A 25017-nucleotide genomic window follows, 5' to 3' on the forward strand; every position below is an offset into this window, starting at 1 on the left:
CTCATGAATCTCGCCATGCTCGCCGCCGCCCGCGCCGACACCGGCAAGGGCCCCGTCAAGGTCGGCCTGATCGGGGCCGGGAAGTTCGGTTCCATGTTCCTCAGTCAGGCGCCGACCACGGCCGGACTCTCCGTCACCGTCATCGCCGACCTGGCGCCGCCCCGCGCCAAGGCCGCCTGCGCCGCCGTCGGCTGGACGGAGGAGCGCAGGAGCGCCACCGCCTTCGTGGAGTCCGGCCTGGAGCTGATCGCCCGCGACGACGTCGAGGTGGTGGTCGATGCCACCGGCCACCCGGCCGCCGGCATCGCCCATGCGCTGGCCGCCGCCGAGCAGGGCAAGCATATCGTCATGGTCAACGTCGAGGCCGACGTACTGGCGGGTCCGCTGCTGGCGGAAACCTGCAGACATGCCGGCGTCGTCTACTCCATGGCCTACGGCGATCAGCCGGCCTTGACCTGCGAACTGGTCGACTGGGCGCGCGCCTGCGGCTTTTCCGTCGCCGCCGCCGGCAAGGGCACCAAGTACCTGCCGAGCTATCATGCCTCCACGCCCGAGACCGTGTGGCCGCACTACGGCCTCACGCCGGAGCAGGCTGCGGCGGCGGGCATGAACCCGCAGATGTTCAACTCCTTCCTCGATGGCACCAAGTCGGGCATCGAGATGGCGGCCATCGCCAACGGCACCGGGCTGACGCCCGCACCCGAGGGCTTGGCCTTTCCGCCCTGCGGCGTCGACGATCTGGCCCAGGTGCTGCGTCCCCGCGACGCCGGCGGCCAGCTGCAACACTCTGGGCAAGTGGAGGTGGTCTCCAGCCTGGAGCGCGACGGCCGCCCGGTCTTCCGGGACCTGCGCTGGGGCGTCTACGTGGTGCTGGAGGCGCCCAACGACTATGCCGCCGCCTGCTTCCGCCAGTACGGAATGAACACCGACGACAGCGGACGCTACGCCGCCATGTACAAGCCCTTCCACCTGATCGGGCTGGAGCTGAACGTCTCGATCCTCTCCGCCGCCCTGCGCGGCGAGGCCACCGGCCAGGCGACCGGTTTTCGCGGCGACGTCGCCGCGACCGCCAAGCGCGCACTCAAGGCCGGCGAGACACTGGACGGCGAAGGCGGTTACTGCGTCTGGGGCAAACTGCTGCCCGCCGGCGCCTCCCTGGCCCAGGGCGCGCTGCCCATCGGGCTCGCCCACGGTGTGACGCTGACGCGCGACATCCCGGAAGGCGGCGTCGTCGGCTGGGCCGATGTGCAGGTCGAGGAGACGTCCCAGGCCGTACAGGTGCGCCGCGAGATGGAGCGGCGCTTCGCCCCCGCGGAGGCGAAGGCGGCGGAGTAAGACTAAGCCACCATCTCCTCGCCAGCGGCCCAGCGGGCGAAGCTCTCGAACGCGAGACCGCCCGTCGCGGTCGCGGCCAGGCGCTCGCCCATCAAGGCGCCGAACTTGAACATATGTCCGGTGCAGCCGGTGATGGCGGTCAGGCAACCCTCGCGGTGGGTCAGGAACCGCTCCCGGTCGTGGCTGACGGCATAGGGACAGGTCTTGTAGCCGACGACACGGTAGTCGGCCCCGTCGGTCAGGATCTCACGAAAGGGGGCGAGGAGCGCCTCGGCCTCCTGGTAGCTGCCCGCCTCCAGGGCATCGGGGTCGCAGGCCCGGCGCGCGGCGACGGCACCCAGTTTGAGGCGCGTACCGGCGACCGGCGGGCAACCGTAGCTGTCGAGCGCGGTCGGGAACTGCAGGATGGCCGGTGCGTCCGCCCAGGCCGCCGCCTGGCTCTTGGGCGGCGTCAGAAAGACCACGAATTGGCGTTGCGGCGTCTGACGTTCCGCCAGGGCCGGCACCAGCTTGCCGGTCCAGGCACCCGCCGCGACCACGATGGCGTCGCCCAACGCGATCTGCCCGTCAGCCAGACGGACCGCCCCGGCTTCGGGGTCGATATCGATCGCTCGCGTCTCGGGAAAGAGGTCGACGCCCTCGCGCCGCAGCCAACCGGCCAGGTGCCCGATGATCTTGTCGGCAAGTAGAATGCCGCCGGGCCGCGAGAGCAGTCCCCAAGCGCCGTCCGGAATTCGGAAGTAGGGGCAGAGCTCGCCGAGCTGCAGGGCATCGAGCCGTTCATGGTCGAGCTTCAGATCGCGCAGGGTCGCCAAGGACGCAGCCCAGTGGTCGCCCTCCTCCTGCGGCTGCAGCGAGATGCCGAGCGCAGCGGTCTCGACATAGTGCTGCCGGCCGAGATCGGCCCAGAGCCGATTCCAGGCGCCGTAAGCGTCACTCACCATGCGGGTGTAACCGCGCTCCGCGCCGTAGGGCGCGCGGATCAGCCGGTGCTGATCGTGGGAGGCGCCGCCGGGATTGGGCAGCGGCCCCGCCTCGAACAGCAGCGGCTCGTGCCCGGCCTTGGCCAACGCCCAGGCCGTCGAGAGGCCGACGACGCCGCCTCCGATTACAAGAACGCGTAAAGGCTTCGCTCCCTCCGTCATGCCCGCTCGACCGTCAACTGCGCCGCGGCCAGATCCTCGAGCGCGCTGCCGGTCGACTTGAACAGCGTGATCTGATCGTAGAAGCGCCGGCCGGCCCGCTCGCCACGGGTCAGCTCGAAGAGATCGGCGGCCAGGTCCGCCGGGTCGAAAGCGCCCGCTGCGATCGCCTGCAGGAGATCGCCGCCCTCGGACAGCGCGCCCTCGCGCGTGTCGACGAAGACCCGCGCGCGGCGGAAGACCTCAGAGTCGGTTTCCCGCATCTCGGGACGGAAGGCCCCGACCAGGTCGAGATGCTGTCCGGGGGACAGCCAGTCGCCACGCACCAGAGGTTCGTTCGACAGCGTGGCGCAAGAGACGACGTCGGCGCCCCGCACGGCGCCTTCCAGGTCGTCGGTGGCGTCCACAGCGACGTTCTTGAGTTTGATCGACTTGGCCAGCCGTTGCGCCTTGGCCGGCGTCCGGCCCCAGACCAGGATCTCGCGGATCGAGCGCACCGCGGCATGCGCCGCGATCAGGTGCGGCGCCAGTGCCCCGGTCCCGATCATCAGCAACTTGGAACTGTCGGGTCGCGAGAGATAGGCCGACGCAAGAGCGGAGGCGGCCGCCGTGCGGCGCAGGGTCAGCATGGGCCCGTCGATCAGCGCCGAGGGTGCCCCATTGCGGCCGTCGATCAGCAGATAGGCCCCCATCACCGAGGGCAAACCGCGCCCGCCGTTGCCCGGCGTCACGGTGACGATCTTGACCCCCACGTAGCGACCGGGCTGCCAGGCCGGCATCAGAAGCAGAGTCTGCGCCGGTTCGCCGGTGATCGGGATTTCATGGTGATGGCGCAGCGGCGCCTCCGCACCGCGCCGGAAGACATCGCGAAGCCGACCGACCAGGGTTTCGAAATCCAACGCCGCCTGCACCTCGGCGGCGGAGATGACACGCATCAGCGTTCGCCGGTGGGCGCCGCCAGTTGGGATTGCCCGCGCGGCGGCGAGAGGCCCGGGACAGCGGCCGGAGTCATCGCGGGCGTCACCTGCCTGCGCTCGGCTTCGGTCTTCCTGGCCTTCATGCCGTCGACCTCGCGCTCCAACTCACGCACGCGTTTATGTTCGCGGCGCTTCTCGCGACGCGTCCGCCCGGCCTTCATCCAAGCCAGGAACCAACCGATCAGCACGCCCAGAGCCAAAGGCACCAGAGTCAGCAGAAACAGCGGCACCGGCAGGCGGTCGACCACCAGGTCGACCGTCACGGCCTCGTAGTTCAGGATGGCGAAGAGCACGCAGGCGGCGGCAAAGACCAGCAACACCAGCGAGACGATCAGACGAATCAAGGGCATGGCGGCTCCGGTTGACTGCGGCCGGTCGACAAATGGCGCAAGCCCCTAGTCAACCGGTATTCAGCCGGTCGCGCAACTGCTTGCCTGTCTTGAAAAAGGGAACCGACTTCTGTTCCACCTCGACCTGCTCGCCGGTGCGCGGGTTGCGTCCGGTCCGGGCATCCCGGTGCTTGACCGAAAAGGCGCCGAAGCCGCGCAGCTCGACCCGGTCGCCGCGGGCGAGCGCAGCCGTGATTTCATCGAACACGGTCGAGACGATCCGTTCGACATCGCGGTGCGTCAGATGCGGATTCACCTCCGCCAGACGCTGGATCAGCTCTGATTTGGTCATCTGGCCTGCCCCCCGACTTGGCCGCACCACGGTCCGGTAGATCCGCCTGCTCGCCGACTCACACTCCCATGCAACGCAATCCCAGAGGACCGCCGCATCGCTTACCTGTCGTCTTTGAACGGGTTTCGCACAAAAAGGGTGCCAGACCCGGCGTAGGGAATCAAGGAAACCTTGTCTGAACAAAGAGATAGCCTACCGCTGCGTGAAGGCGGGCAGGCCTCCGAAGTGCGGAGGACAGGGCGCCCGAGACCGAATGGAACCTGCGGTGGCGCAAAAGAAGAAGCCCGGAGGCGAAAAGAAAAGGCCCGGCCCGCAAGCGATCGCGGACCGGGCCTTGTCATGAGAACAGGAGAGGCGACGACCTACTTCTGTTCGTCGCTTTCCTCGGTCTGGTCTCCGCCGTCGGTCTCTTCCGGCGCATCGCCCTCGGTCTTGGAGGACCCCACCTGAGCGGCTTGGTCCTTGGCCTTGGTCAAGGCCGCACCCAGGATATCGCCGAGGCTGGCACCGGAATCGGTGGAGCCGTACTCGGCCATGGCCTTCTTCTCTTCCTCGACCTGCAGCTGCTTGATCGAGAGAGAGATCTTGCGGGTCTTACGATCGATCTGAGTGACCTTGGCATCGACCTTTTCGCCGACGGCGAAGCGGTCGGGCCGCTGATCGCCGCGGTCGCGGGCCAGGTCCGACTTGCGGATGAAGCCGGTCGCCCCGTCGGAAATCGCCACTTCGATGCCGCCGTCGGTCACCTCGGTCACCGTGCAGGTCACGACCTCGCCCTTCTTCAGGCCCTCCATCGCGGACTCGAAGGGATCGGAGGCAAGTTGCTTGATGCCCAGGCTGATCCGCTCCTTCTCGATGTCGACATCGAGAACCTTGACGTCGACGGTCTGACCCTTGCTGTAGTCCTTGACCGCCTCGTCGCCGGACTTCTCCCAATCGAGGTCGGAGAGGTGGACCATGCCGTCGATCTCGCCGGGCAGGCCGACGAAGAGGCCGAACTCGGTGATGTTCTTGACCTCGCCGGACAGGGTCGTACCGATCGGGTGCTTCTCGACGAAGTCATCCCAAGGATTGGACTGGACCTGCTTGAGCCCGAGTGAGATGCGGCGCTTGTTCTCGTCCACGTCCAGGATCATCACCTCGACCTCCTGGGAGGTGGAGACGATCTTGCCCGGATGGACGTTCTTCTTGGTCCAGCTCATCTCGGAGACGTGGACCAGGCCCTCGATGCCCGGCTCCAGCTCCACGAAGGCGCCGTAGTCGGTGATGTTCGTGACACGGCCGGTAAAGGCGGTCCCGACCGGGTACTTCGCCGAAACGCCTTCCCAGGGATCGGCCTCGAGCTGCTTCATGCCGAGGCTGATGCGCTGAGTTTCCGGATTGAAGCGGATCACCTGCACCTGCACCTGCTGGCCGATGGACAGCGCCTCGGTCGGATGGTTGATCCGGCGCCAGGAGATATCGGTGACGTGCAGTAGGCCGTCGACACCGCCGAGGTCCACGAAGGCGCCGTAATCGGTGATGTTCTTGACCACGCCGGTCAGTACCTGGCCTTCCTTCAGGCTCTCCATCAGCTCCTTGCGCTGATCGGCCCGATCCTCCTCCAGCACCGCGCGGCGCGAAACGACGATGTTGCCGCGCGAGCGGTCCATCTTGAGGATCTGGAAGGGTTCAGGCTTGTGCATCAGCGGCGTGACGTCGCGCACCGGGCGGATGTCGACCTGACTACCGGGCAGGAAGGCGGTGGCGCCCGACAGGTCGACCGTAAAGCCGCCCTTGACCCGTCCGTAGATATGACCGGTCACGCGCTCGGCCTTTTCGAAGGCCTTCTCCAGCAGGTTCCAGGCTTCCTCGCGACGGGCCTTGTCGCGGCTCAGCATGACCTCGCCGTGGCGATCTTCCATGCGCTCAAGGAACACCTCGACGTCGGCGCCGGGCTGGATCTCGCCCTCCTCGCCCGCCTTGGCGAATTCCTTCAGCGCGACACGGCCTTCCGACTTGAGGCCGACGTCGATAATCACGTTGTCGCCTTCGATGGCAATCACGCGGCCCCGGAGCACCGAGCCCTCGAGGGTCGATCCGCCAAGCTGCTCATCGAGCAAGGCGGCGAAATTCTCTTGCGGCGCAGTGGCGCTCGCTTGGATATCGGACATGCGGTTCGTCTTCCTTTCGTATCGTTCGCTATCCAGGCCGACCGGTTTTCTCCGGCGGTCTTCCCGACCGCAGAACGGGCTTGCCGCCTGTCCTGAACCGGGCTTGCTGAAACCTTCACTCTGCCTTGGCGGCCGCCAGCGTTTCGGCGACGATGCGTTGGGCCGCCCGAAAGGCCGCCTCGATGTCGAGCTCGCTGGTATCGAGCAGGACCGCGTCGTCCGCTGGCTTCAGAGGCGCGGTCGACCGCACGCTGTCGCGCGCATCCCGCTCCCGGATCTCCGCCAAAACCTGCGGGTATATAGAGGGCTCGCCGCGGTCGATCAACTCCCGATGCCGCCGCTCGGCCCGGACTTCCGGGCTGGCGACGACATAGATCTTAACGTCCGCGTCCGGACAGACCACCGTTCCGATGTCGCGGCCATCGAGCACGGCGCCGGCCCGGCCCTCCGGCGGTTGGGCCGCGAAGCCGCGCTGGAACTCCAGAAGTGCGCGGCGGACCCGCGGCTGCGCGGCGACCACGGAGGCGGCCGAGCCGACCGCCTGACTGCGCAGATCCGGGCGCTGCAGATCGGCCGGCGCGAGCGTCTCGGCGGCGGTCGCGGCCGCCTCCCGATCTTCCGGATCGCCAGCCTCCGCCAGCAGCTTGGCGGCAACGGCCCGGTAGAGCCCGCCGGTATCCAGATAGGCCAGATCGAAGGCGGCGGCGAGACGGCGGGCGAGCGTGCCCTTGCCGGAGGCCGCGGGCCCGTCCAAGGCAATCACCAGGGTCATGCGGCCTCGCTCTCCTCGATTTCGGCGCCCAGGCCCCGCAACAGCGACGCAAAGCCGGGAAAGGATGTCTCGATGGTGCGGCCGTCGTCGATCGTCACCGGCGCCTGTGCCGCCAGACCCAGCACCAGGAAGGCCATGGCGATCCGGTGATCCAGGTCCGCGGCGATCTCGGCCCCGCCCGGCACCGTCCCCGGCCCGCGCCCCAGCACGGTCAGGCTATCCTCGGTCTCCTCGACGGCGACGCCGCAGGCGGCCAGACCGCGCGCCACGGCGGCCAGACGGTCGCTTTCCTTGACCCGCAGTTCGCCGAGACCGCGGAAAACGCTGGTGCCCTGGGCGTAAGCCGCCGCGACGGCGAGCACAGGATATTCGTCGATCATCGCGGGCGCGCGCCCGGGCGGCACTTCGACCCCCTTCAGCGCGCTGGTCCGAACCCGCAGATCGGCGACCGGCTCGCCCGCCAACTCGCGCCGGTTCTCCAACGTCAGGTCGGCACCCATCTCGGCCAGCGTCTCGAAGAGACCGGCCCGTAGAGGGTTCACGCCGACGGCCGGCAGCGTCAGCTCCGACCGGTCGCAGATCAGACCCGCGACCAGAGGAAAGGCCGCCGAGGAGGGATCGCCCGGCACCGCGACCGGCGTTGCCGTCAGTTCCGGCTGGCCCAGCAGCGTGACCGCCCGTCCCTCCGGCCCGTCCTCGACCCGGAGTTCGGCACCGAAGGCCCGCAACATGCGCTCGCTATGGTCGCGCGTCGGCTCGGGTTCGATCGCGATCGTCTCGCCGGGCGCCGACAGGCCGGCCAGCAGCACCGCCGACTTGACCTGGGCCGAGGCCACCGGCAGGCGATAGACCTGCGGCGCCGGTGCGGCGGCACCTGTAATCGCGAGCGGTAGCCGCCCCGCGGAGCGCGCGATAAAGCTGGCACCCATGCGCGTCAGCGGATCGATGACCCGGCCCATCGGCCGGCGCCGCAGCGACGCGTCGCCGGTCGCGAAGGCGGTGAAGGGATGACCGGCCAAAACGCCGAGCAGCAAGCGAGCCGCAGTGCCGGAATTGCCGAAATCGAGTAGATCGTCGGGTTCGGCCAGGCCGCCGATCCCCACGCCGCGAACCCTCCAACATCCAGCCGCGTCGCGCCGCACCTCGGCGCCCAACTGGCCAAGAATACGGGCGGTCGCGCGAACATCCTCGCCCTCGAGCAGGCCGTCGATCCGCGTCTCCCCCACCGCCAAAGCCCCGAAAATCAGCGCGCGGTGCGAAATCGACTTGTCGCCCGGCACGGAAACCCGGCCGGACAGGGCCGTCGAGGGGTGGGCGACGAGCCTGGTCACGAGAGGCGGACCGAACAGGGAGATGTTACGCGAGCAAAGGGCACGAGGCTTCGGGTCGGCTGTGAAAACGAGGGCGACGAACTGCACATGACATCGGCCACGGGCGGCGCTCCCTAACACGATTGACCAAGCTGCGGTAGGGGCGGCGACACAGGTGACGACACGGCGGCGCGCGGATCGCGCGAGGCCGAGGTGAGAGGCAGGATCACGAGATAAGCGCGGCCCCGGAGCACCTGCTCGCCGACGTGAGCATTTGACTTCGTCCGCGCTGCATGGCAAGTGCGCGCCAGACTGATATCGGCGCGCTCCGCAGATTTGCGCAGGCGCGCTGCTCTCTTGAGTTCTGGAGGACCCAAGCCCGTGTCGAAACCCGAGTGGGGCGTTAAACGTATCTGCCAAGCCTGTGGCGCGAAGTTTTACGACTTTCAGCGCTCGCCTGTCGACTGCCCGTCCTGCGGTACCCAGTTCGATCCCGAGGCCTTCCTGAAGTCGCGTCGGGGCAAGCCGGCCAGGGAGAAGGAACCGCCGAAGAAGAAGGCACCCGAACCCGTCGAGGAAGAAGAAGAGGACGAGGTGGTCGCCGCCGACGACGAGGACGACTTGGTCGTCGAGGCGGATGAAGACGAGAGCGACGAGGACCTGGGCGACGTCGCCGTCGAGAAAGAAAAGGAATAAGCCGGAAGGCGCCGGTCCTCGGCCGAGGACCGGCCGTGCCGGGGAAAACACGATTTTCCCTTGCCAAGCCGGAAGGCGCTTTCTAATTTCCGCGCTCCGCAAAGGGGCTCGCGGTGTACTCGAGCGCAGTGAGTCACCGTCGCCAGGGCCCTGAACAGCGGATTAACGGACCACCCCAAGGGTCCGGCGAAGATTGGTTTCGGGGCCGTAGCTCAGTTGGGAGAGCGCTACAATGGCATTGTAGAGGTCGTCGGTTCGATTCCGTCCGGCTCCACCAGCTTTCTCTTAAGATTTAACCACTCTTCTCAGCCTACTCAGACAGCCGCTTGATGTCCCGTTGGACTGTCGGGACGAGCGGTCATGCTCCGATCCAGCGGATTTCGACTTGGCGGCGGCGCCAAAGCGGGCAAGCTGCCCGGCACTCGGCATGACCTTGCTGCTATTTCCACGTACTGCATCTGACGTGCAGTACTGGCGTGAATACTCACAAGGATTAAAGCCGAGAGCGTTCCCTAACGCATCTAAATTCAATTTATAATAGAAAATTTCTTTATAAATTATAAATTTTCTATTTCTGATTTAAATCAAATCCCATTGATTTTGGATCGCCCATCCTTCTCCCAGACCTCATGACTGCATCGTCGCTCCTGCCGAACGGAGGATGTTTCCGATGAACCTCAAAGACATGCTCGAAGCTCGTAAGGGCGGACAAGATCACGATCCAATCAAGGCCTTCGCTAGGGGCCATCTCTCTCTCACCATGTCTATTTTAGCTCGCTGGCCAGAGATCGAGCCCAAGCAAAAGTCCGAACATGTAGGGGTTTGGGCCGAGCAGATAACCAAGCACTATCAGCCTGTCATTGAGAAGTGGTTCTATGGAGAGAACACGCCCGACCTTCGGATGGCGTTTTACAAAGAGACACTAGAAGAGGCAGTTGCCCACCTGCTGGGGGACGACGCGCGCGACCCGGGCGAACGCGCATCCCTCGAAGCTAGTAAAATGCTGTCCAGGGCGAAGAACATATTGGAGATCGTCGCCAAGGAATTCGATCCGGACCTGATCGACCAGCTCTCTGCGCCCAGCAAACCGACCTGGGGTCAGCACGGTGCGCATTTCCTGGCCTATCGATTGTAGCGAAATGCTCGTGTCTCAATAGCCAACCGGCCGCTGTTGCAGCGTGCCCTCCAAGGTGACTGTGCTGTCATGATACAGCCCCTTGTCTTTACACTGGTCGCGAAAGTCACTCAGTCGTGCAATCTCCGCTGCACGTACTGCTACAGCTCCCGACCCGGCTCTCCGATCATGACCCAGGAGATCCTGACCGATCTCATAAGTGCAAGCCGGCAATTGGAGGCGGCGGCGATCAACATCGTCTGGCATGGCGGCGAACCGACCTTGGCAGGGCTTCCGTTCTATGAAAAGGCGATAGGCCTGCAGACCGAAATCTCGCGCCAAACTGGGATTGTTTTCACCAACGCGATCCAAACCAATGCAACGCTCCTGACCTCGGCCTGGGCCGCCTTTCTTGCCGAAAACCACTTCGATGTGGGCGTTAGCGTCGACCCAGACCTCCGAGACATGGCTGTACAGCGCCGCTTTAGGCATGGTTCTGCGGCCACTCAAGCCGCGCTGCAGGGGATTGCGCTCTTAAGACAGGCGCGAGTCACTCCTGGTGTTATGTGCGTTCTCGACCCCCATTCTCCACCAGATGCCAGAGCTCTGCTGGACTGGCTGCATCTGCACGGCCTCGACTCCGTCTCTCTAAACGCGGAGTTCAGCGCACGCATCCAGCCCGGTCGGGCTTGGTCGCTGTTTCTGACCGATCTGCGAAAAGAAATCCTTCAATCCACAGCGCGCGAGAAGATCGTCATCAAGGAGCTTTTGCTGGCGGCCACCGATCCGAAGCAGCGCTCCGCGATGGGTTTGTTCGACGCTTGTCATCCCGGCTGGCCTTGCACCGAAACCATTCACGCCATTGGTCAAGACGGTTCGATCTATTTTGGATGCGACCGCTTCTCAGGCGACGCAACCGAGCAAACCAGACGTTTTCGCTTGGGACACGTTTCCAAAGGTGGATTCAAGTCGGCACGGCAATCGGCTGCCTTTAGAGAACACGCGCAGGAAGTTCAGCGGCAACGCAGCTACTGCGCCAAAAGCTGTTCAGCCTTCGACAGCTGCGATGGTGGGTGCGTTGCCGATTGGATGCTCGCCCCGGAAACCGTCACAAAAACGAGACCCGACACTGCCTTTTGCGACGGCATCGCAGCCTTGAGGGAAGTTTGCCGTGACCACTAACTTGCAAAAATCCTCCCGTTCTTGCCTTGAGGCAAGAAGTCGATCGAACACTGCGAGTCAGCCGCGCGGTTACCTGACCGTGCTCGCCAAGCCGGTGAGCAAATGCAACCTTCGTTGCGCCTTCTGCTATCAGTCACTCAACAATGCGGATCGCATGGGTGTCATGCCTCGATCCGTCATGCACAAACTGACGGATCGTATCAATGAACACTCCGGCTCGGACGTCAGTCTACAGTGGATCGGCGGCGAGACGCTGCTTCCTGGAATCGGCTTTTTTAGCGAGGCCGAAGAAAGGGTGACATCGAAAACGGTCGACTACGCGATCCAAACGAACGGGACACTCTTCACAAATGACTGGATCGAATTTTTTTCCAAACGAAGCAATTATCAGCTGTCAATCAGCTTCGAGGTGTTTTCGCATCTTCAGAACGGCATTCGCGTTGGCCGCGGCCGCTTCAAAGACAGCTATTCCATTCTGACCGAAGCGCTGTCGGCACTCAACACAGCCGAGATCGACTACGGCATTCTCACGGTAGTAGAGGCCGAGACGATCCAGATAGATCCGGCTGAATGGTTGGATAAGGTCATATCGCATGGCATCCGGAGAATCGGCCTACAATTGTCGTACGATCAAGTCTACTCCGGTGACCTGACGATCGTGCAGCGGTACCTGGAGTGGCTGGACGGCCTCTTCACCGCTCAAGCCACTCACAATCAGTTGGTCGAGGATCCCCGGAAACGCTTGCTGATCCGTGAGAGTTTTTATCTCTACAACATGATCACGCGGCCGCAACGTGCCGTCTCCTGCTGCCATCACACGGAAAGCCCCTGTACCGACTACATGGTGACCGTGGATCAGCAAGGAATCGCCTATGCGCACTGCGATAGTTTCATGGGTGTGCGGAGCGCAGAAGGGACCGGCTATAGGTCGGGCTCGATCATGCAGAACAGCTTCGAAGAGTTGATCGCATCGGAGCTCGCACAAACGATTAGAGAACAACTCGCAGCCGGTCGAAAAAAGTGCGAAGGCTGCAGCTATTTCAATCTATGCAAGGGCGGCTGCGGCTTCTTTAAGGGGCGTGGCGGAAATCGGATCGATCTTGGTTTTGGCGATGACATAGACGCCTATTGCGCGATCAAGATCGGCTTGTTCTCCTTTGTGATCGATGCTGAGAAGCGTCGCACCGTGTTGTCCGCCAACACCTGTTTCGCCAACTGAACACCGCTTCAAGCCGTCGCACGAACCTCTGGAGGAGCGAGAGCCGCGGTGGTGTCGAAACTCCGCTTGCCGCGGTCGGCTTGCCGCCACTCACCGGAGCTTCGCCGTCATAGAGGCCGAAGGCCCGGGTGAGTGCAGTCGGTAGCTTTCGGAGAATCCGATCGTCAACCTGCCTCTCCCGCGATTTCCGCTCTTCGCGTTCCGAACAGCTCGACCAGGGCATCCATCACGATCCGCACGCGCGGAACATCCCGCAGATCGCTGTGTACCAATAGCCACTGATCGGTCGCGGCCTCCGCGATTGGGGGCGTGAGGCGCACCAGAGCCGGATCGGCATCCCCCAGAAAACAGGGCAGTACGCCGACGCCGCCACGATTACGGATCGCGTCGGCCACGACAGCACCGTTGTTGCTGCGCACGGCCGGCTTGCGCTCACCCAGCAGCGCCGTCTGCCAGGCTTGACCGGGCATGTAGTGGTGTGCCTCGTCGTAGCCGACCCATGGCAGATCCGTCAGGGTCTCGGGCGCCGCGCCGGCGCGTTCGGCGAAGGCGTCAGCGCCGTAGACCGCATAGGCGAAGGTCGCGAGCTTGCGCCGCACCACACGGGCCAGGTCGGGAAGCTGCGGGCGAATGTTGAGGTCGGCCTCGCGCCGCGAGAGGTTTGCGGAGAGGTGGGCGACCGCGACCTCGAACTCGATGCACTGATGGCTCTCGCGTAGAGCGGCGAGATGGCGCGACAGAAAGTCCGCGATGGTTTCGTCGACGGAGATCCGCACGGTGCCGAGATGCGTTGCCGAAAGACCGACGGAACGCCGGCGAATGGCCTCGGCGGCTTGCTCCATCGCCTTCACGTCATGCAGCAGTTCCAGAGCCGAGCCGGTCAGCTGAAAACCCTCGGGCAGGCGGTCAAACAGACGCGTGCCGAGGTCGGCCTCCAGGGTCTTGATGCGCCGGGCAACCGTGGGGTGGCTGACACGCAGGCGCCGGGCTGCGGCCGTCAGGCTGCCTTCCTCGGCCAGGGCGAGAAAGGTGCGGAGATTGTCCCAGTCGCCGATCATGCCCTCAGCATGCCGCCTCGCGCGGCGGATTACATGTAAATTTTCGTTCAGTCGGTCTTCAGAAAGGTGCAGAGACGAACACTCACGTTCGGAACTACCCTGTTACCGTCACTCGCAAGACCGGAGCCGCGCGATGCATTTCGAGCCACGTCTATGGAAATTCACGAAGGGCGTCCGCTGGCGCATTGCCTATGCCGTCTTGATCGGCCTGCTGGCGGTGGCACTCGGCGTCGGACGGCTGGCCCTGCTCGGCTGGTTGATCGCACAGGTCTTCGCCGGGGCGGGTCCGAGCGAACTGGTCTGGCTGATCGCGGCGGTGGCGGGTGCCATGGTTCTAAGAGGCGTCTTCGAGCAGTGGCGGGCGACAGTGGCGCACCGGACCGCCGCAGTCGTTCAGAAGCGCCTGCGCCGGGCACTGTTCGACCGCCTCGCGGCGCTCGGTCCCGCTTACGTCGGATCGAAGCGCGCCGGCGACCTGACCCTGACCCTCGCGGACGACGTGGAGCAGCTCGAAACCTACTTCGGCAAGTATCTGCCGCAGCTTCTCGTCGCACTGCTCACGCCCTTTCTGATTTTCGCCTTTGTCGCCTGGCTCGACCTGCCGGTCGCCGGGGTTCTGCTCGCCTTCGCGCTGCTCGCGCTCTTCGCGCCCGCGCTCTGGCAAGCCGCGAACAGCGCGCAGTCCAACGCACGCAGCCGGGCCTACGGGGACTTTGCCGCTGAACTGGTCGACTCGATTCAGGGGCTAGCCACGCTGCAGGCCTTCGGGCGCTCGCGGGACCGGGCCCGGCTCCTGTCGGAGAAAGCGGACCATCTCTCCAGCACGACCATGCGCGTTCTGGCGACAAGTGCCTTGACGCGCGGCATCTCGGATACCTCGATCGCCGTCGGTGCGGCCCTGGCCTTGACCTTGGGCGCCTTCCGTGTCGAAGCCGGGCAGATGGCGCTGGCGGAACTGCTGGTGATCCTGATGGTCGGCGTGGAGGTGTTCCGCCCGATGCGCGATCTGCGGACCGTGCTGCACGAGGGGATGATGGGGCTGTCGGCGGCTCAGGGCATCTACCGCTTGTTCGACGCCGTCCCCCTCGTGGCCGACGCGGAGGTGAGGCCACCCGCCACGCTCGCACCGACCGTCGCCTTCGAGCAGGTGCGCTTCGCCTACCCCGGGACCGACCGCCGCGTGCACGAGGCGCTCTCGTTCAAGGTCGAGGCCGGGGAGCGCATCGGCATCGTCGGGGCATCGGGCATCGGCAAGTCCTCCATCGTACGGCTGCTGCTCCGCTTCTACGAACCGGACGCGGGCACCATCCGGATCGGCGGCGAGGATTTGAGACGCCTGCCCTTCGAGGCGATCAGGTCCCGCGTCGCCGTCGTCCAGCAGGACGCCTTCCTGTTCCACGGTACGCTGCGCGACAACATCCGCTTCGGCAGGCCGGACGGCTCGGAGGCGGAGATGATCGCGGCGGCCAAAGCAGCGAACATCCACGACTTCGTTCTATCTCTGCCAAAGGGTTACGACACCCAGATCGGCGAGAAGGGGATCAAGCTGTCCGGCGGTCAGCGCCAACGGGTCGCCATTGCCCGCGCCCTGTTGCGCGACGCACCGATCCTGGTGCTCGACGAAGCCCTCTCGGCGGTCGACGCCGAGAACGAAGCGGCGATCCAGGGCGCGCTCGACACGCTGATGAAGTCTCGTACGACGCTGGTGCTGGCACATCGCCTGTCCAGCGTCATCGGCTGCGACCGCATTCTGGTACTCGACGGCGGCCGGGTGGCGGAGTCCGGCAGCCACGCCGAGCTGATGGCAGAGGGCGGACTCTACGCGGCTCTGATGGCCGAACAGGCCCAGGACACGGCGGCCGAGACCCCGGACGCCCTGCTTTCCGACAATCCGGAGCAAGGCGCACCGGCGGCGGAATACCGGCCCGAGACGGCTTTGCCCGCCGCGGCACGACAGGCCCCGACCGAGGGCGTCGTGGCGGCGGAGGGACTCGGCTGGAGCCGGTTGGCCTTGCTGCTGCTCGGCCTGATCCGCCCCTGGCGCTGGAAGATGACGGCCACCTTCCTGTTCGGGGTGACCCGCGTTCTCGCCTTCATTGCCGTCGGCCTGATCAGTGCCCTGATTCTGCTGAACCTGAAGAACGGTCAGGACTTCCGCGCCTACCTGCCCTGGCTGGCGGTCGCCGCCCCCTTGGCCGGGCTCCTGCACTGGGCGGAATCCTGGCTGGCCCACGACGTCGCCTTCCGCCTGCTGGCGCGGATGCGGATCTCGCTCTTCGAAACGCTCGACCGGCTCGGGCCAGCCTACCTGGTCCGCCGGAGGACGGGTGACCTCATGGCGATCGCGACCCACGACGTGGAGATGGTGGAGTACTTCTTCGCCCATACCATCGCGCCGGCCTGTGTCGCGGTTCTGGTGCCGACGGCCGTCGTGGCGATCCTCGCCGCCTTCGACCCCTGGCTCGCGATCGCGCTGCTGCCCTTCCTGCTGGCGGTGGGTCTCAGTCCCTGGCTGATGCGGCGAACGGTAGACGCTTTGGGCTCCAGCGCGAAGGAGGCGGCCGGCGAACTCGCGGCCCATGCCGTCGACACGGTCCAAGGCCTGGGAGAGATTGTCTCGAGCTGCCAGGAGACGCGGCGCGGCGCGGAACTCGACCGGCTGTCGAGCCGTCACATCGCCCAGCGGCTCGCCTTCTTTCGCCAGCTTGCGGCGCAGCACAGCCTGATCGAGGTGTTCACCGGCCTGGGCGGTCTCGCCGTGGTGACCGTCGGCGCCATGCAGGTCGCGGCGGGTAACCTGGATGCGGGCCTTCTGCCGCTGCTCACGCTTGTCTCGCTGTCGGCCTTTCTGCCGGTCTCGGAGATCGCGCAGATCGGCCATCAACTCGCCGACACCCTCGGCGCCGCGCGACGGATCCATGCCGTCGAGTCCGAGCGCCCCACCATCGAGGAACGTTCGGACGCAGCGCGGCAGCGAGATCCGGTTCCGGCGGAACCGGAGCCCAGCATCGCCTTGCAAGACGTGACTTTCCGCTATCCCGGCGCCGACCGTCCCGCCCTGGCCGAGGTCTCCTTCGAGGTCTCCGCCGGTCGGACGCTGGCGCTGGTCGGCCCGTCGGGAGCCGGCAAGTCGACCATCGCCCAGCTTCTTCTCCGCTTCTGGGATCCGACGAAGGGACAGGTCGCCCTGGGCGGCAGCGATCTTCGCGCTCTCGGCCTGGACGATCTGCGCGAGCGCATCGCACTGGTGGCTCAGGACACCTACCTTTTCAACGATACGCTGGAGGCGAACATCCGCCTGGCCCGTCCCGACGCGAGCCAGGCCGACCTGCGCGCGGCTATCGATCGCGCCGCGCTCGGCGATCTGGTCGCCGCGCTTCCTGACGGCCTGGCGACACCTGTCGGGGAGCGGGGCAGCAGCCTCTCGGGCGGACAGCGCCAGCGGGTGGCCATCGCCCGGGCCTTCCTGAAGGACGCACCGATCCTGATCCTCGATGAAGCCACATCGCATCTGGATGCCGTGAACGAGGGCCTGATCCGTCGCGCGCTCGAGGCCCTGCGCGCCGGCCGCACGACCCTCGTGATCGCACATCGTCTTTCGACCGTGCGCAGCGCCGACCGCATCGTCGTGCTGGACCGAGGCCGGGTCGTGGAAAGCGGCAGCCACGACTCGCTGCTCGCCATGGGCGGACTTTATGCGCGCCTGGTCGGCCGGCAAGGCTCGCTTGGTCGCTCGGCCGCCGAATGATCGGCGCTGCACCCCCGGTCTAGAACCAGCAGGGCCTAAAACCAGCCGGGCCGAACGTCCGCGCCCAGAACCGTGTCGTAGACGTCGACCCGGCGGTCGCGCAGCGGCTGGTTGAAGGTGTTCCAGTTCCGCTTGCGCCGGGCGTCGGCCAGATCGACGGCCGCCGTCAGGATCTCCTCTTGATCGCGGCTGGCCGGGCCGGCCAGCGGCCAGCCGGTAACGTCGCAAATCAGGCTTTGGCCGATGAAGGGTTGACCGCGCTCGGTTCCGACCCGGTCGGCGGCGGCGACGAACAGGCTGTTGCTGTGGGCGGCGCCCATGCAAAGCACATTGGCCATCGCGCGCCGCTCGGGCGTCTGGCCGGGGACCGGCACCCAGTTGGTGGGCACGCAGACCAGATCGGCACCCTGCAGGGCGAGCAGGCGAAACGCCTCGGGAAACCAGATGTCGTAGCAGATCAGGCAGCCGATCCGGCCGATCGGCGTCTGGAACACGGGAAAGCCCAGGTTGCCCGGCTCGAAATAGAGATTCTCTTCGTTCCAAAGATGCATCTTGCGGTAGGTGCCGATGTGGCCCTCGGGGCCGATCACCGCCGCCGAATTGTAGAGCGCGGCCCCATCGCGCTCGGCCAGACCCGCGACGATGTAGAGACCGTGGCGACGTGCCAGTTCGGCCCAGGCGAGAGAGGCCGGGCCGTCGCCCGCCGTCTCCGCGTGGGCATAGGCCTCCTCGCGTCTCTCGAAGACGTAGCCGGAGTTCGCGAGTTCAGGCAGCACGACCAGTCCCGCTCCGGCGGCGGCGGCCTCCTCGATCTTCGCGCAGCTCCGCTCGATGTTGCCGGTGGGATCGCCGATCCGCGGCTCCATCTGCACGCAGGCGAGTGTGATCTTCGGGTCGTGGCCGTCGCCGGCCGCCTCTTCGCTCATCGATACCTCCTTTGCAAGGGACGCCGATCGTCCTCAGGACGACAGCTCGACATGAAAGAATCCTGCGACCCGCCGAAACATTAGGCAGCAGATGCAATCGCTTTGGACAGATTTTATGCAATTTTCGTTCGCAGTAGTATAGCCTAGGGACTCTTCTCGGCTCTCAAGAGCCTGGCATACTTCTTGCTGAAATAATCCCGTCACAGGTTTTCGACCGGGCCCGTACAGACCGTTTACGCGCCCATAGATCGAAAGGTCCCACGATGGAACTCGATGCGATCGCCAAACTGGTGTTCGACATCCTCGCCTTCTCCTCGATCATGGTTCTGGTCGTGCTCGGGCTGGCCGTGATCGCCAGCATGATGGGCATCTTCAACCTCGGCCACGGCGAGTTCGTTCTGCTCGGCGCCTACACGGTCTTCGTCTTTCGCGAACTCGGGCTGCCCGAATGGGCGGGCATGCTGGCCGCTCCCTTTCTCGTCGCCATCGTCGGTCTGTTCGTCGAAGCAACGGTGATCAGACGGCTCTACGTTGCGCCCGTGATCGCCATGCTGGCGACCTATGCCGTGGGGCTGATCATTCGCGAGACGGTGCGCGGCCTGATCGGCGGGCAGTTCTATTCGATCGACGAACCGATCCAGGGCTTCATCCAGATCGGCGACGTGAGTCTCTCGGCCTGGCGCACGGTGATCATCTTCATCACGCTCGCCGTGATGGCCGCCTGCTACCTCTTCCTCACCCGGACGAGCTTCGGCCTGCAGATCCGCGGCGCGCTGGAGAACCCAATGCTGGCGCGCGCCTCCGGTGTCTCCACGTCGCGTCTCTACGCCTTCACCTTCGCCTTCGGCGCCGCGCTCGCGGGCCTCGCCGGCGCCTTGATGGTGCCGCTCTTCTCGCTTTCCGCGGATCTCGGCTTGCGCTTCCTGGTGCAGGCTTTCCTCGCCGTCATGCTCGGCGGTGTCGGCACCTTCGAGGGACCGGTGCTGGGCGGCGCCTTGATCGGCGCCATGGTTCCAGGCTTTCAGTGGCTGCGCGAGCTGCCTCTGCTCAATGCCCTGATCCAGCCGATCGTCGCCGAGGTTCTGGTGTTCGTCGTGGCCCTGATCATCGTCAAATTCCGTCCGCAGGGCTTTGTCAGTAAAGGGAGAATCTAGTGACCTACGATCGCAAGCAGATCGCGTCCGCGCGCGGCGAAACGGGCCGCCGACTGACACGCCGGGGATTCCTCAAGGGCGCCGGCGCGCTGGCCGCAACCGGCTGGGTGGCCGGCAGCGCCGGCGGCTGGGTCCTGAGACCGAATTGGAGTCACGCGGCCGGCCCGATCAAGATGGGCATCGCGACCGACATCACCGGCGCCATCGCGCCCTCCGGAAACGCGAACTGGCAGATCGCGCAGCTGGCCGTCCAGCAGATCAACGACGCCGGCGGCATCCTGGACCGGCCCATCGAGCTCTACCTGGAGGATACCGCCTCCGACCCCGGCGTCGCCGTGGGCAACGTCCGCCGGCTGATCCAGCAGAACAACGTCGATGTGGTGCTGGGCGGCATCACCAGCGCCATGCGAGAGGCGATCAAGAACCCGATCGTCCGGCGCGGCCGCACGCTCTACATCTACCCGCAGCTCTACGAGGGACAGGAGTGCACGACCGACCTCTACTGCACGGGTCCGACGCCGGCACAGCAGTGCGACGAGCTGATTCCCTGGCTGATCGGCCAGGGGCACCGGCGCTTCGCCTTCCCCTCTGCCAACTACCTCTGGCCGCAGCTGCTCAATAGATATGCCCGCAAGGTGATCGAGGAGAATGGCGGCGAAGTGGTCTTCGAGGAGTACTACCCCCTCGACCAGATCGAGTACTCGGCCACGGTCGCGAAGATTAACAGCGAGAATGTCGACTGCGTCTTCAAGACAGTCATCCCGCCGGGCACGCAGGCCTTCCTGAAACAGCTCTACGAGAGCGGCTTCAACGAGCGCGGCGGGCATGTGAGCTGCGTCTACTTCGACGACAACTCCGTGAACTACGTGCCGGCCCGCGAGATGGAAGGGCTGTCGAGCTGCCTGGACTATTTCAAGGCGGTCGACGATCCCTTCAGCAACGAGCTGCAGACGGCGTACGACGCCATGTTCCCGGATACCCGCTACCTCTTCACCGCGGGGTCCGCCGCCACCGGCATGTACCGCGGCGTGAAGTTCTACGAGGAAGCGGTCAAGGCCACGAACGGCGATCTGGATCGTGACGCCGTCTCGGCCGCACTGGACACGGCGGAGATCGCCGAGGGTCCAGGCGGCGGCGCCAGGATGATCCCCGGTACGGGTCACTGCGCGATGAACATGTACATCGCCGTGTCTCGCGCCGGCGAATACGAGGTGATCTCGAAGTACGACATGGTGGATCCCGCGGAGTGTACGTGATCCAGCTGCACTGACCGCAATCGGTTCGGAGGCCGAAGGGCCGCCGAGCCGATTGCGGACTACGTCTCCTTTCGCCGTCCCACCGAACTAAGGAACTGCCGCCCCGATGGCAGAGACCTCTCTTTCCCGATCCCTGATAAAGAAACCGCCACGCAGACGCGCCGGCGTGATCCCGATCGTGGAATGGGGACTGCTGATCTTTCTGCTGATTTATCCCTTCGCCGTCAGTTTCCTCACGGCCGGAGACAGTGCCCCCGACTTCAACAATTTTTGGGTCATCCGCGTCACGACGATGCTAATCCTGGCAAAGCTCGCGATCAGCTTCGACCTCTGCTGGGGCTATTCGGGAATCATGAGTTTCGGTCAGGGCCTGTTCTTCGGCCTGGCCGGCTACGTGGTCGCCAAGTTCGCCGAGGAGCTGGGGTGGCTTCAGATCTTCTTCGTCGTGCCGATGGGGATGCTGGTCGGCCTGCTGGCCGCCTTGCTGGTCGGCTGGTTCCTGCTGCTCGGTAAACGCACTCCCACGGTGATCTTCGTCGCGCTCGGCACCTTGACCGCCTCCTACGCCGCCGAGCGGCTGGTGGCCGGCTGGCTCTGGGTCGGGGCCGGCAACGGTCTGTCGATCTGGGACTTCCTGATGATCGGCAGCTACGAGCTGGAACCCGGCCTGATCTTCTACTACGTCGCGCTGCTCTTCCTCTGTCTCGTCTATCTCGGCAGCCGCTATCTCGTCCGCTCCCAGTTCGGACTGGTGCTCGCCGGCATGCGCCAGAACGAGGAGCGGATCGCCTTCTTCGGCTACCGAGTCCAGATCTACAAGGCGATCGTCTTCTCCTTCGCCGGTATGGTCGCCGGCCTGGCGGGCGCGCTCTACAGCTATCACGAGGGCTTTGTCGGTCCCTCCAGCGTCGGTATCGGGATCTCGACCTATGCCGTGCTCTACGGACTGTTCGGCGGTATCGGCACGCTGATCGGCCCGGTGATCGGGGCCGGCGTGATCGAGATCCTGAGACTCTTTCTCTCGGACATCGACGCCATCAGGAACTACTGGCCGGTCGTCCTGGGCATCATCATGCTGGTGGTGGTGGCCTATCGCCCGACAGGTCTATTGGGCCTGATCGTCTCCGAGCGCGAGCGGATCGGGTCCTTCGGCATCGCGGTGCGCGGCAAAGCCGCCAAGGAGACTCCGCCCGCGCGGCCCGAACGGACGGAGGGCGACGATGGCGCTGCTTGAGGTCCGCGGACTCGGCAAGACCTTCGGCGCGTTGCGTGCCCTGGGGGGCGTCGACGTGACGGTGCGGGCGCGCAGCTTCCACGGACTGATCGGTCCCAACGGATCCGGGAAGTCGACTCTTCTGAAGGCCATTGCCGGCGCGCATTTCGCGAGCGAAGGGACGATCACCTTCGACGGGACGGAGATCACAACGGCGACGCCGGCGGAACGCGCGAAGCGCGGTCTTTCGCTGAAGTTCCAGATCACCGCGATCCTGCCGGAACTGTCGGTCTACGACAACGTTCTGCTCGCGCTGCAAGCGGATCAACCGCTCTGGACGCTGCTGCGCTCCAGGAGCCGGGCTGCGCTCCACACGGAGGTGATGGAGCTGCTGGAGCGCTTTCTGCTGGCCGATCTGACCAGAGATCTGGCCGGGGAGTTGAGCCACGGTCAGCAGCAGTGGCTGGAGATCGCCATGGCTATGGCGGTCAAACCGAAGCTGCTGCTACTCGACGAACCCACCGGCGGCATGAGCCCGGAGGAGCGCCGCGTCACCGGCGAACTGCTCATGCCGATCAAGCAGACCTGCGCTTTGGTGATCGTCGAGCACGATCTGGATTTCATCAAGGACATCTGCGATCACCTGACCGTGTTGGATCAGGGGCAGGTGCTCGACGACGGCACGGTGGCCGAGATCGAGACGTCGGCGCGCGTACAGGAGGTCTATACGACCCGTGTCTAGCTCCCGGTCCCACCACGCCCCCAGCAAAGCCACGATTCTCGATGTGCAGGAACTGGATGCCGGCTACGGCCGCAGCCAAGTGTTGGCAAAAGTGGACTTCAAGGCGCGGACGACCGGCGGTGTCGCGCTGCTCGGACGCAACGGCGCCGGTAAGAGTACCCTGCTCAAGACCTTGATCGGCGAGATCCAGCCGATGCAGGGAACGATCTGGTTCGACGGTCAGAACGCTCACGAGCACGGCACCGAGTGGCGCGTCCGACGCGGCATGGGCTACGTCCCTCAGGAACAGGCGGTCTTCGGTAAGTTGACGGTGCGCGAGAACCTGCTGCTCGGCGCCGTGCGGCAGAGGGACAAGTCCGGCATCGACATGGTGCTCGACTTTTTCCCGAAGCTCGGCCAGCGGTTGGAGCAGACCGCCGGTACGCTGTCGGGCGGCGAGCGCAAGATGTTGGCGATCGGCCGGGCCCTGCTCGGCAAGCCGCGGCTGCTGATGCTGGACGAGCCGACCGAGGGCGTCTGGATCGGCGTCATCGAGGAGATCGCCGAACGCCTGCGCGCTCTGACCTCGGAGATGTCCGTGATCCTGGTCGAACAACATGTGGAGCTTGCGCTGCGCGTGGCGGACTATGCTTACGTCATGGACCGGGGCACCATTGCGCTACAGGGCCCCGCGGCGGAGGTGAAGAACGACCCTCGTCTCCTGCGCTATCTCGCCCCCTGAGGCCCGCGCGTCTCAATTCGCCGAACAGGGGCGCAAACAGAGTTCCAACGAGAGGGAGGAACCAAAACCATGACCGTTAAGGTACCGACACTGGATCAGGTCTACGAGATCGCCGAGGAGCTCGGCATCGCCTTCGATGCGGAAGAGGTGGTGTCCTTCCGGGATCTGATGGCGGGCAACCTCGCCTCCTACGACGTCGTCGACGCGATGCCGGATCACCTGCCCGAGGTCAAGTACCCGCGCACGCCGGGCCGGCGTCCCCTGCCGGAGGATAATCCCCTCAACGCCTGGTACGTGAAGTCCACCATCGAGGGTGCCCCTTCCGGCAAGCTCAAGGGCAAGACCGTCGCGATCAAAGACAACGTGATGGTCGCCGGGGTGCCCATGATGAACGGCTCCGGCACGCTCGAGGGCTATGTCCCCGATATCGATGCGACGGTGGTCGAGCGCCTGCTGGACGCCGGCGCGACGCTGATGGGCAAGGCCCACTGCGAGTACTTCTGCCTCTCCGGCGGCAGCCACACCAACGCGACCGGTCCCGTCCACAACCCGTACAAACACGGCTACGCGGCCGGCGGCTCCTCCTCGGGTTCGGCGGCGCTGGTCGCGGCCGGCGAGGTCGACATGGCGATCGGCGGCGACCAGGGCGGCTCGATCCGGATGCCGGCGTCCTGGTGCGGCATCTACGGGATGAAGCCAACCCATGGTCTGGTGCCCTACACCGGAATCATGCCGATCGAAATCTTCGTCGACCACACCGGGCCGATGACCGCGACGGTCAGCGACAATGCCCTGATGCTGGAGGCCATCGCCGGTCCCGACGGCTACGATCCGCGCCAGTACGATGTGCGGACCGCCCCCTATACCGAGGCCCTCTCCGGCGACCTCGCCGGACTGAAGATCGGCGTCGTGACCGAAGGTTTCGGGCAGGTCGGCGCGGAAGACGACGTCAATGCCAAGGTCAAGGCTGCCGCGAAGAAGCTCGCCGCCCTGGGCGCGACGGTCGAGGAGGTCTCGATCCCGATGCACGACGTCGGCCTCCACCTCTGGATGCCGATCGGCGTCGAAGGCCTGACCCAGACCATGATGCACGGCGACGGCTACGGCGTGTCGCGTCCCGATCTCTATGTCACCAGTCTGATGGACTTTCACCGCAACTGGCGAACCAGGGCCAACGAGCTGAGCGATACCACCAAGCTGCTGACCCTGCTCGGCACCTACATGCGCAAGCACTACGGCAGCCGCTACTACGGAAAGGCGATGAACATCGTCCGGCGCCTGCGCGCCGCCTACGACGCGGAGCTGGCGACCTACGACCTGCTGCTGATGCCGACCACCCCGCAGAAGGCACAGCCAATCCCGGAGCCCGATGCACCCCGCGAGGAATACATCCAGCGGGCCTACGAGATGATTTCGAACACCGCGCCTTTCGATCTGACGCACCATCCGGCCATGGCGGTGCCCTGCGGCCTGTCCGACGGCTTGCCGGTCTCGGTGATGCTGATCGGTCGTCACTTCGAGGAGTCGACCATTTACAAGGCGGCCTACGCGTTCGAACAGAGCGGCGACTGGAAGACGATGTGAGGTTTCCACCTCTGCGCCGATAGCGCAGCCGCGC

The 25017-nt window shown here is 65.3% G+C and carries 21 protein-coding genes and 1 tRNA gene; 13 read left to right on the forward strand and 9 right to left on the reverse strand.

Features of this window, described 5'->3' with window-relative positions:
• The first annotated feature begins 3 nt into the window (after positions 1–3).
• Positions 4–1335: an NAD(P)H-dependent oxidoreductase gene (locus DBZ32_RS01040; RefSeq protein WP_119165267.1), complete on the forward strand. Its 1332-nt coding sequence runs from the start codon at positions 4–6 to the stop codon at positions 1333–1335.
• A 2-nt stretch (positions 1336–1337) separates the two neighbouring features.
• Here DBZ32_RS01040 and DBZ32_RS01045 read toward each other — a convergent pair whose 3' ends face one another.
• The 7 genes from DBZ32_RS01045 to aroA form a co-directional block, all read right to left on the reverse strand.
• Positions 1338–2480 (reverse strand): FAD-dependent oxidoreductase, encoded by a 1143-nt coding sequence (locus tag DBZ32_RS01045; protein WP_119165268.1) that lies wholly within the window; start codon positions 2478–2480, stop codon positions 1338–1340.
• Positions 2477–3412: a bifunctional Delta(1)-pyrroline-2-carboxylate/Delta(1)-piperideine-2-carboxylate reductase gene (gene lhpI, locus DBZ32_RS01050; RefSeq protein ID WP_119165269.1), complete on the reverse strand. Its 936-nt coding sequence runs from the start codon at positions 3410–3412 to the stop codon at positions 2477–2479. The genes DBZ32_RS01045 and lhpI overlap by 4 nt, the downstream gene beginning before the upstream one ends.
• The gene (locus DBZ32_RS01055) at positions 3412–3804 is read right to left on the reverse strand and encodes a lipopolysaccharide assembly protein LapA domain-containing protein (RefSeq protein ID WP_119165270.1); all 393 of its coding nucleotides are present in this window, start codon (positions 3802–3804) and stop codon (positions 3412–3414) included. The genes lhpI and DBZ32_RS01055 overlap by 1 nt, the downstream gene beginning before the upstream one ends.
• A 49-nt stretch (positions 3805–3853) precedes the next feature.
• Positions 3854–4135: an integration host factor subunit beta gene (gene ihfB / locus DBZ32_RS01060; RefSeq protein WP_119165271.1), complete on the reverse strand. Its 282-nt coding sequence runs from the start codon at positions 4133–4135 to the stop codon at positions 3854–3856.
• A gap of 362 nt (positions 4136–4497) precedes the next feature.
• Positions 4498–6324, reverse strand: a complete 1827-nt coding sequence (rpsA, locus tag DBZ32_RS01065) for a 30S ribosomal protein S1 (RefSeq protein WP_268877928.1) — start codon at positions 6322–6324, stop codon at positions 4498–4500.
• 79 nt (positions 6325–6403) lie between these two features.
• Positions 6404–7060 (reverse strand): (d)CMP kinase, encoded by a 657-nt coding sequence (cmk, locus tag DBZ32_RS01070; protein ID WP_119165273.1) that lies wholly within the window; start codon positions 7058–7060, stop codon positions 6404–6406.
• Positions 7057–8409, reverse strand: coding sequence for a 3-phosphoshikimate 1-carboxyvinyltransferase (aroA, locus tag DBZ32_RS01075; RefSeq protein WP_119165354.1), 1353 nt, complete (start codon positions 8407–8409; stop codon positions 7057–7059). Before aroA ends, cmk begins: the two co-directional genes overlap by 4 nt.
• A gap of 342 nt (positions 8410–8751) precedes the next feature.
• Here aroA and DBZ32_RS01080 point away from each other — a divergent pair, with 342 nt between their 5' ends.
• The 5 genes from DBZ32_RS01080 (at position 8752) to DBZ32_RS01100 (ending at position 12581) form a co-directional block, all read left to right on the forward strand.
• Positions 8752–9066 (forward strand): TIGR02300 family protein, encoded by a 315-nt coding sequence (locus DBZ32_RS01080; RefSeq protein WP_162906499.1) that lies wholly within the window; start codon positions 8752–8754, stop codon positions 9064–9066.
• 201 nt (positions 9067–9267) lie between these two features.
• Positions 9268–9343: transfer RNA gene (locus DBZ32_RS01085), tRNA-Ala, on the forward strand.
• Between the two features lie 393 nt (positions 9344–9736).
• Positions 9737–10201 (forward strand): hypothetical protein, encoded by a 465-nt coding sequence (locus tag DBZ32_RS01090; RefSeq protein ID WP_119165275.1) that lies wholly within the window; start codon positions 9737–9739, stop codon positions 10199–10201.
• A gap of 69 nt (positions 10202–10270) precedes the next feature.
• The gene (locus tag DBZ32_RS01095; protein ID WP_162906500.1) at positions 10271–11362 is read left to right on the forward strand and encodes a radical SAM/SPASM domain-containing protein; all 1092 of its coding nucleotides are present in this window, start codon (positions 10271–10273) and stop codon (positions 11360–11362) included.
• Positions 11352–12581, forward strand: coding sequence for a radical SAM/SPASM domain-containing protein (locus DBZ32_RS01100; protein WP_162906501.1), 1230 nt, complete (start codon positions 11352–11354; stop codon positions 12579–12581). Before DBZ32_RS01095 ends, DBZ32_RS01100 begins: the two co-directional genes overlap by 11 nt.
• A gap of 164 nt (positions 12582–12745) precedes the next feature.
• On the opposite strand, the gene DBZ32_RS01105 is transcribed toward DBZ32_RS01100, so the two are convergent.
• Positions 12746–13639 (reverse strand): LysR family transcriptional regulator, encoded by an 894-nt coding sequence (locus DBZ32_RS01105; protein WP_119165278.1) that lies wholly within the window; start codon positions 13637–13639, stop codon positions 12746–12748.
• 133 nt (positions 13640–13772) lie between these two features.
• On the opposite strand from DBZ32_RS01105, the gene cydC reads away from it, so the two are divergent.
• The gene (cydC, locus tag DBZ32_RS01110) at positions 13773–17387 is read left to right on the forward strand and encodes a thiol reductant ABC exporter subunit CydC (RefSeq protein ID WP_119165279.1); all 3615 of its coding nucleotides are present in this window, start codon (positions 13773–13775) and stop codon (positions 17385–17387) included.
• Positions 17388–17422: 35 nt separating this feature from the next.
• On the opposite strand, the gene DBZ32_RS01115 is transcribed toward cydC, so the two are convergent.
• Positions 17423–18313: a nitrilase family protein gene (locus tag DBZ32_RS01115; protein ID WP_119165280.1), complete on the reverse strand. Its 891-nt coding sequence runs from the start codon at positions 18311–18313 to the stop codon at positions 17423–17425.
• Between the two features lie 263 nt (positions 18314–18576).
• Between DBZ32_RS01115 and DBZ32_RS01120 the strand changes: the two genes are divergently transcribed.
• From DBZ32_RS01120 to DBZ32_RS01145, 6 genes are all read left to right on the forward strand, one after another.
• Positions 18577–19467, forward strand: coding sequence for a branched-chain amino acid ABC transporter permease (locus tag DBZ32_RS01120; protein ID WP_119165281.1), 891 nt, complete (start codon positions 18577–18579; stop codon positions 19465–19467).
• A complete protein-coding gene (locus tag DBZ32_RS01125; protein ID WP_208539062.1) occupies positions 19467–20723 on the forward strand; it encodes an ABC transporter substrate-binding protein in 1257 nt (418 codons plus the stop codon). The genes DBZ32_RS01120 and DBZ32_RS01125 overlap by 1 nt, the downstream gene beginning before the upstream one ends.
• A 166-nt stretch (positions 20724–20889) precedes the next feature.
• Positions 20890–21957 carry a branched-chain amino acid ABC transporter permease gene (locus DBZ32_RS01130; protein ID WP_208539063.1) on the forward strand — a complete coding sequence of 356 codons (1068 nt, stop codon included), beginning with the start codon at positions 20890–20892 and terminating at the stop codon, positions 21955–21957.
• Positions 21944–22678 carry an ABC transporter ATP-binding protein gene (locus DBZ32_RS01135; RefSeq protein WP_119165283.1) on the forward strand — a complete coding sequence of 245 codons (735 nt, stop codon included), beginning with the start codon at positions 21944–21946 and terminating at the stop codon, positions 22676–22678. Before DBZ32_RS01130 ends, DBZ32_RS01135 begins: the two co-directional genes overlap by 14 nt.
• The gene (locus DBZ32_RS01140; RefSeq protein ID WP_208539064.1) at positions 22671–23399 is read left to right on the forward strand and encodes an ABC transporter ATP-binding protein; all 729 of its coding nucleotides are present in this window, start codon (positions 22671–22673) and stop codon (positions 23397–23399) included. Before DBZ32_RS01135 ends, DBZ32_RS01140 begins: the two co-directional genes overlap by 8 nt.
• A gap of 69 nt (positions 23400–23468) precedes the next feature.
• Entirely contained in the window at positions 23469–24983 is a 1515-nt protein-coding gene (locus DBZ32_RS01145; protein ID WP_119165284.1) for an amidase, read from the forward strand.
• Positions 24984–25017: the final 34 nt, after the last annotated feature.

This window comes from Algihabitans albus, from assembly GCF_003572205.1.
GTDB lineage: Bacteria > Pseudomonadota > Alphaproteobacteria > Kiloniellales > DSM-21159 > Algihabitans > Algihabitans albus.

What these genes read in the sequence shown, in the direction of transcription:
- cydC (WP_119165279.1), top strand. Translation starts at nt 13,773, where the DNA reads ATGCATTTCGAGCCACGTCTATGGAAATTCACGAAGGGCGTCCGCTGG.
- DBZ32_RS01090 (WP_119165275.1), top strand. Translation starts at nt 9,737, where the DNA reads ATGAACCTCAAAGACATGCTCGAAGCTCGTAAGGGCGGACAAGATCAC.
- DBZ32_RS01045 (WP_119165268.1), bottom strand. Translation starts at nt 2,480, where the DNA reads ATGACGGAGGGAGCGAAGCCTTTACGCGTTCTTGTAATCGGAGGCGGC.
- cmk (WP_119165273.1), bottom strand. Translation starts at nt 7,060, where the DNA reads ATGACCCTGGTGATTGCCTTGGACGGGCCCGCGGCCTCCGGCAAGGGC.
- DBZ32_RS01105 (WP_119165278.1), bottom strand. Translation starts at nt 13,639, where the DNA reads ATGATCGGCGACTGGGACAATCTCCGCACCTTTCTCGCCCTGGCCGAG.
- DBZ32_RS01095 (WP_162906500.1), top strand. Translation starts at nt 10,271, where the DNA reads ATGATACAGCCCCTTGTCTTTACACTGGTCGCGAAAGTCACTCAGTCG.
- DBZ32_RS01040 (WP_119165267.1), top strand. Translation starts at nt 4, where the DNA reads ATGAATCTCGCCATGCTCGCCGCCGCCCGCGCCGACACCGGCAAGGGC.
- DBZ32_RS01135 (WP_119165283.1), top strand. Translation starts at nt 21,944, where the DNA reads ATGGCGCTGCTTGAGGTCCGCGGACTCGGCAAGACCTTCGGCGCGTTG.
- lhpI (WP_119165269.1), bottom strand. Translation starts at nt 3,412, where the DNA reads ATGCGTGTCATCTCCGCCGCCGAGGTGCAGGCGGCGTTGGATTTCGAA.
- DBZ32_RS01115 (WP_119165280.1), bottom strand. Translation starts at nt 18,313, where the DNA reads ATGAGCGAAGAGGCGGCCGGCGACGGCCACGACCCGAAGATCACACTC.
- DBZ32_RS01120 (WP_119165281.1), top strand. Translation starts at nt 18,577, where the DNA reads ATGGAACTCGATGCGATCGCCAAACTGGTGTTCGACATCCTCGCCTTC.
- ihfB (WP_119165271.1), bottom strand. Translation starts at nt 4,135, where the DNA reads ATGACCAAATCAGAGCTGATCCAGCGTCTGGCGGAGGTGAATCCGCAT.
- DBZ32_RS01055 (WP_119165270.1), bottom strand. Translation starts at nt 3,804, where the DNA reads ATGCCCTTGATTCGTCTGATCGTCTCGCTGGTGTTGCTGGTCTTTGCC.
- DBZ32_RS01145 (WP_119165284.1), top strand. Translation starts at nt 23,469, where the DNA reads ATGACCGTTAAGGTACCGACACTGGATCAGGTCTACGAGATCGCCGAG.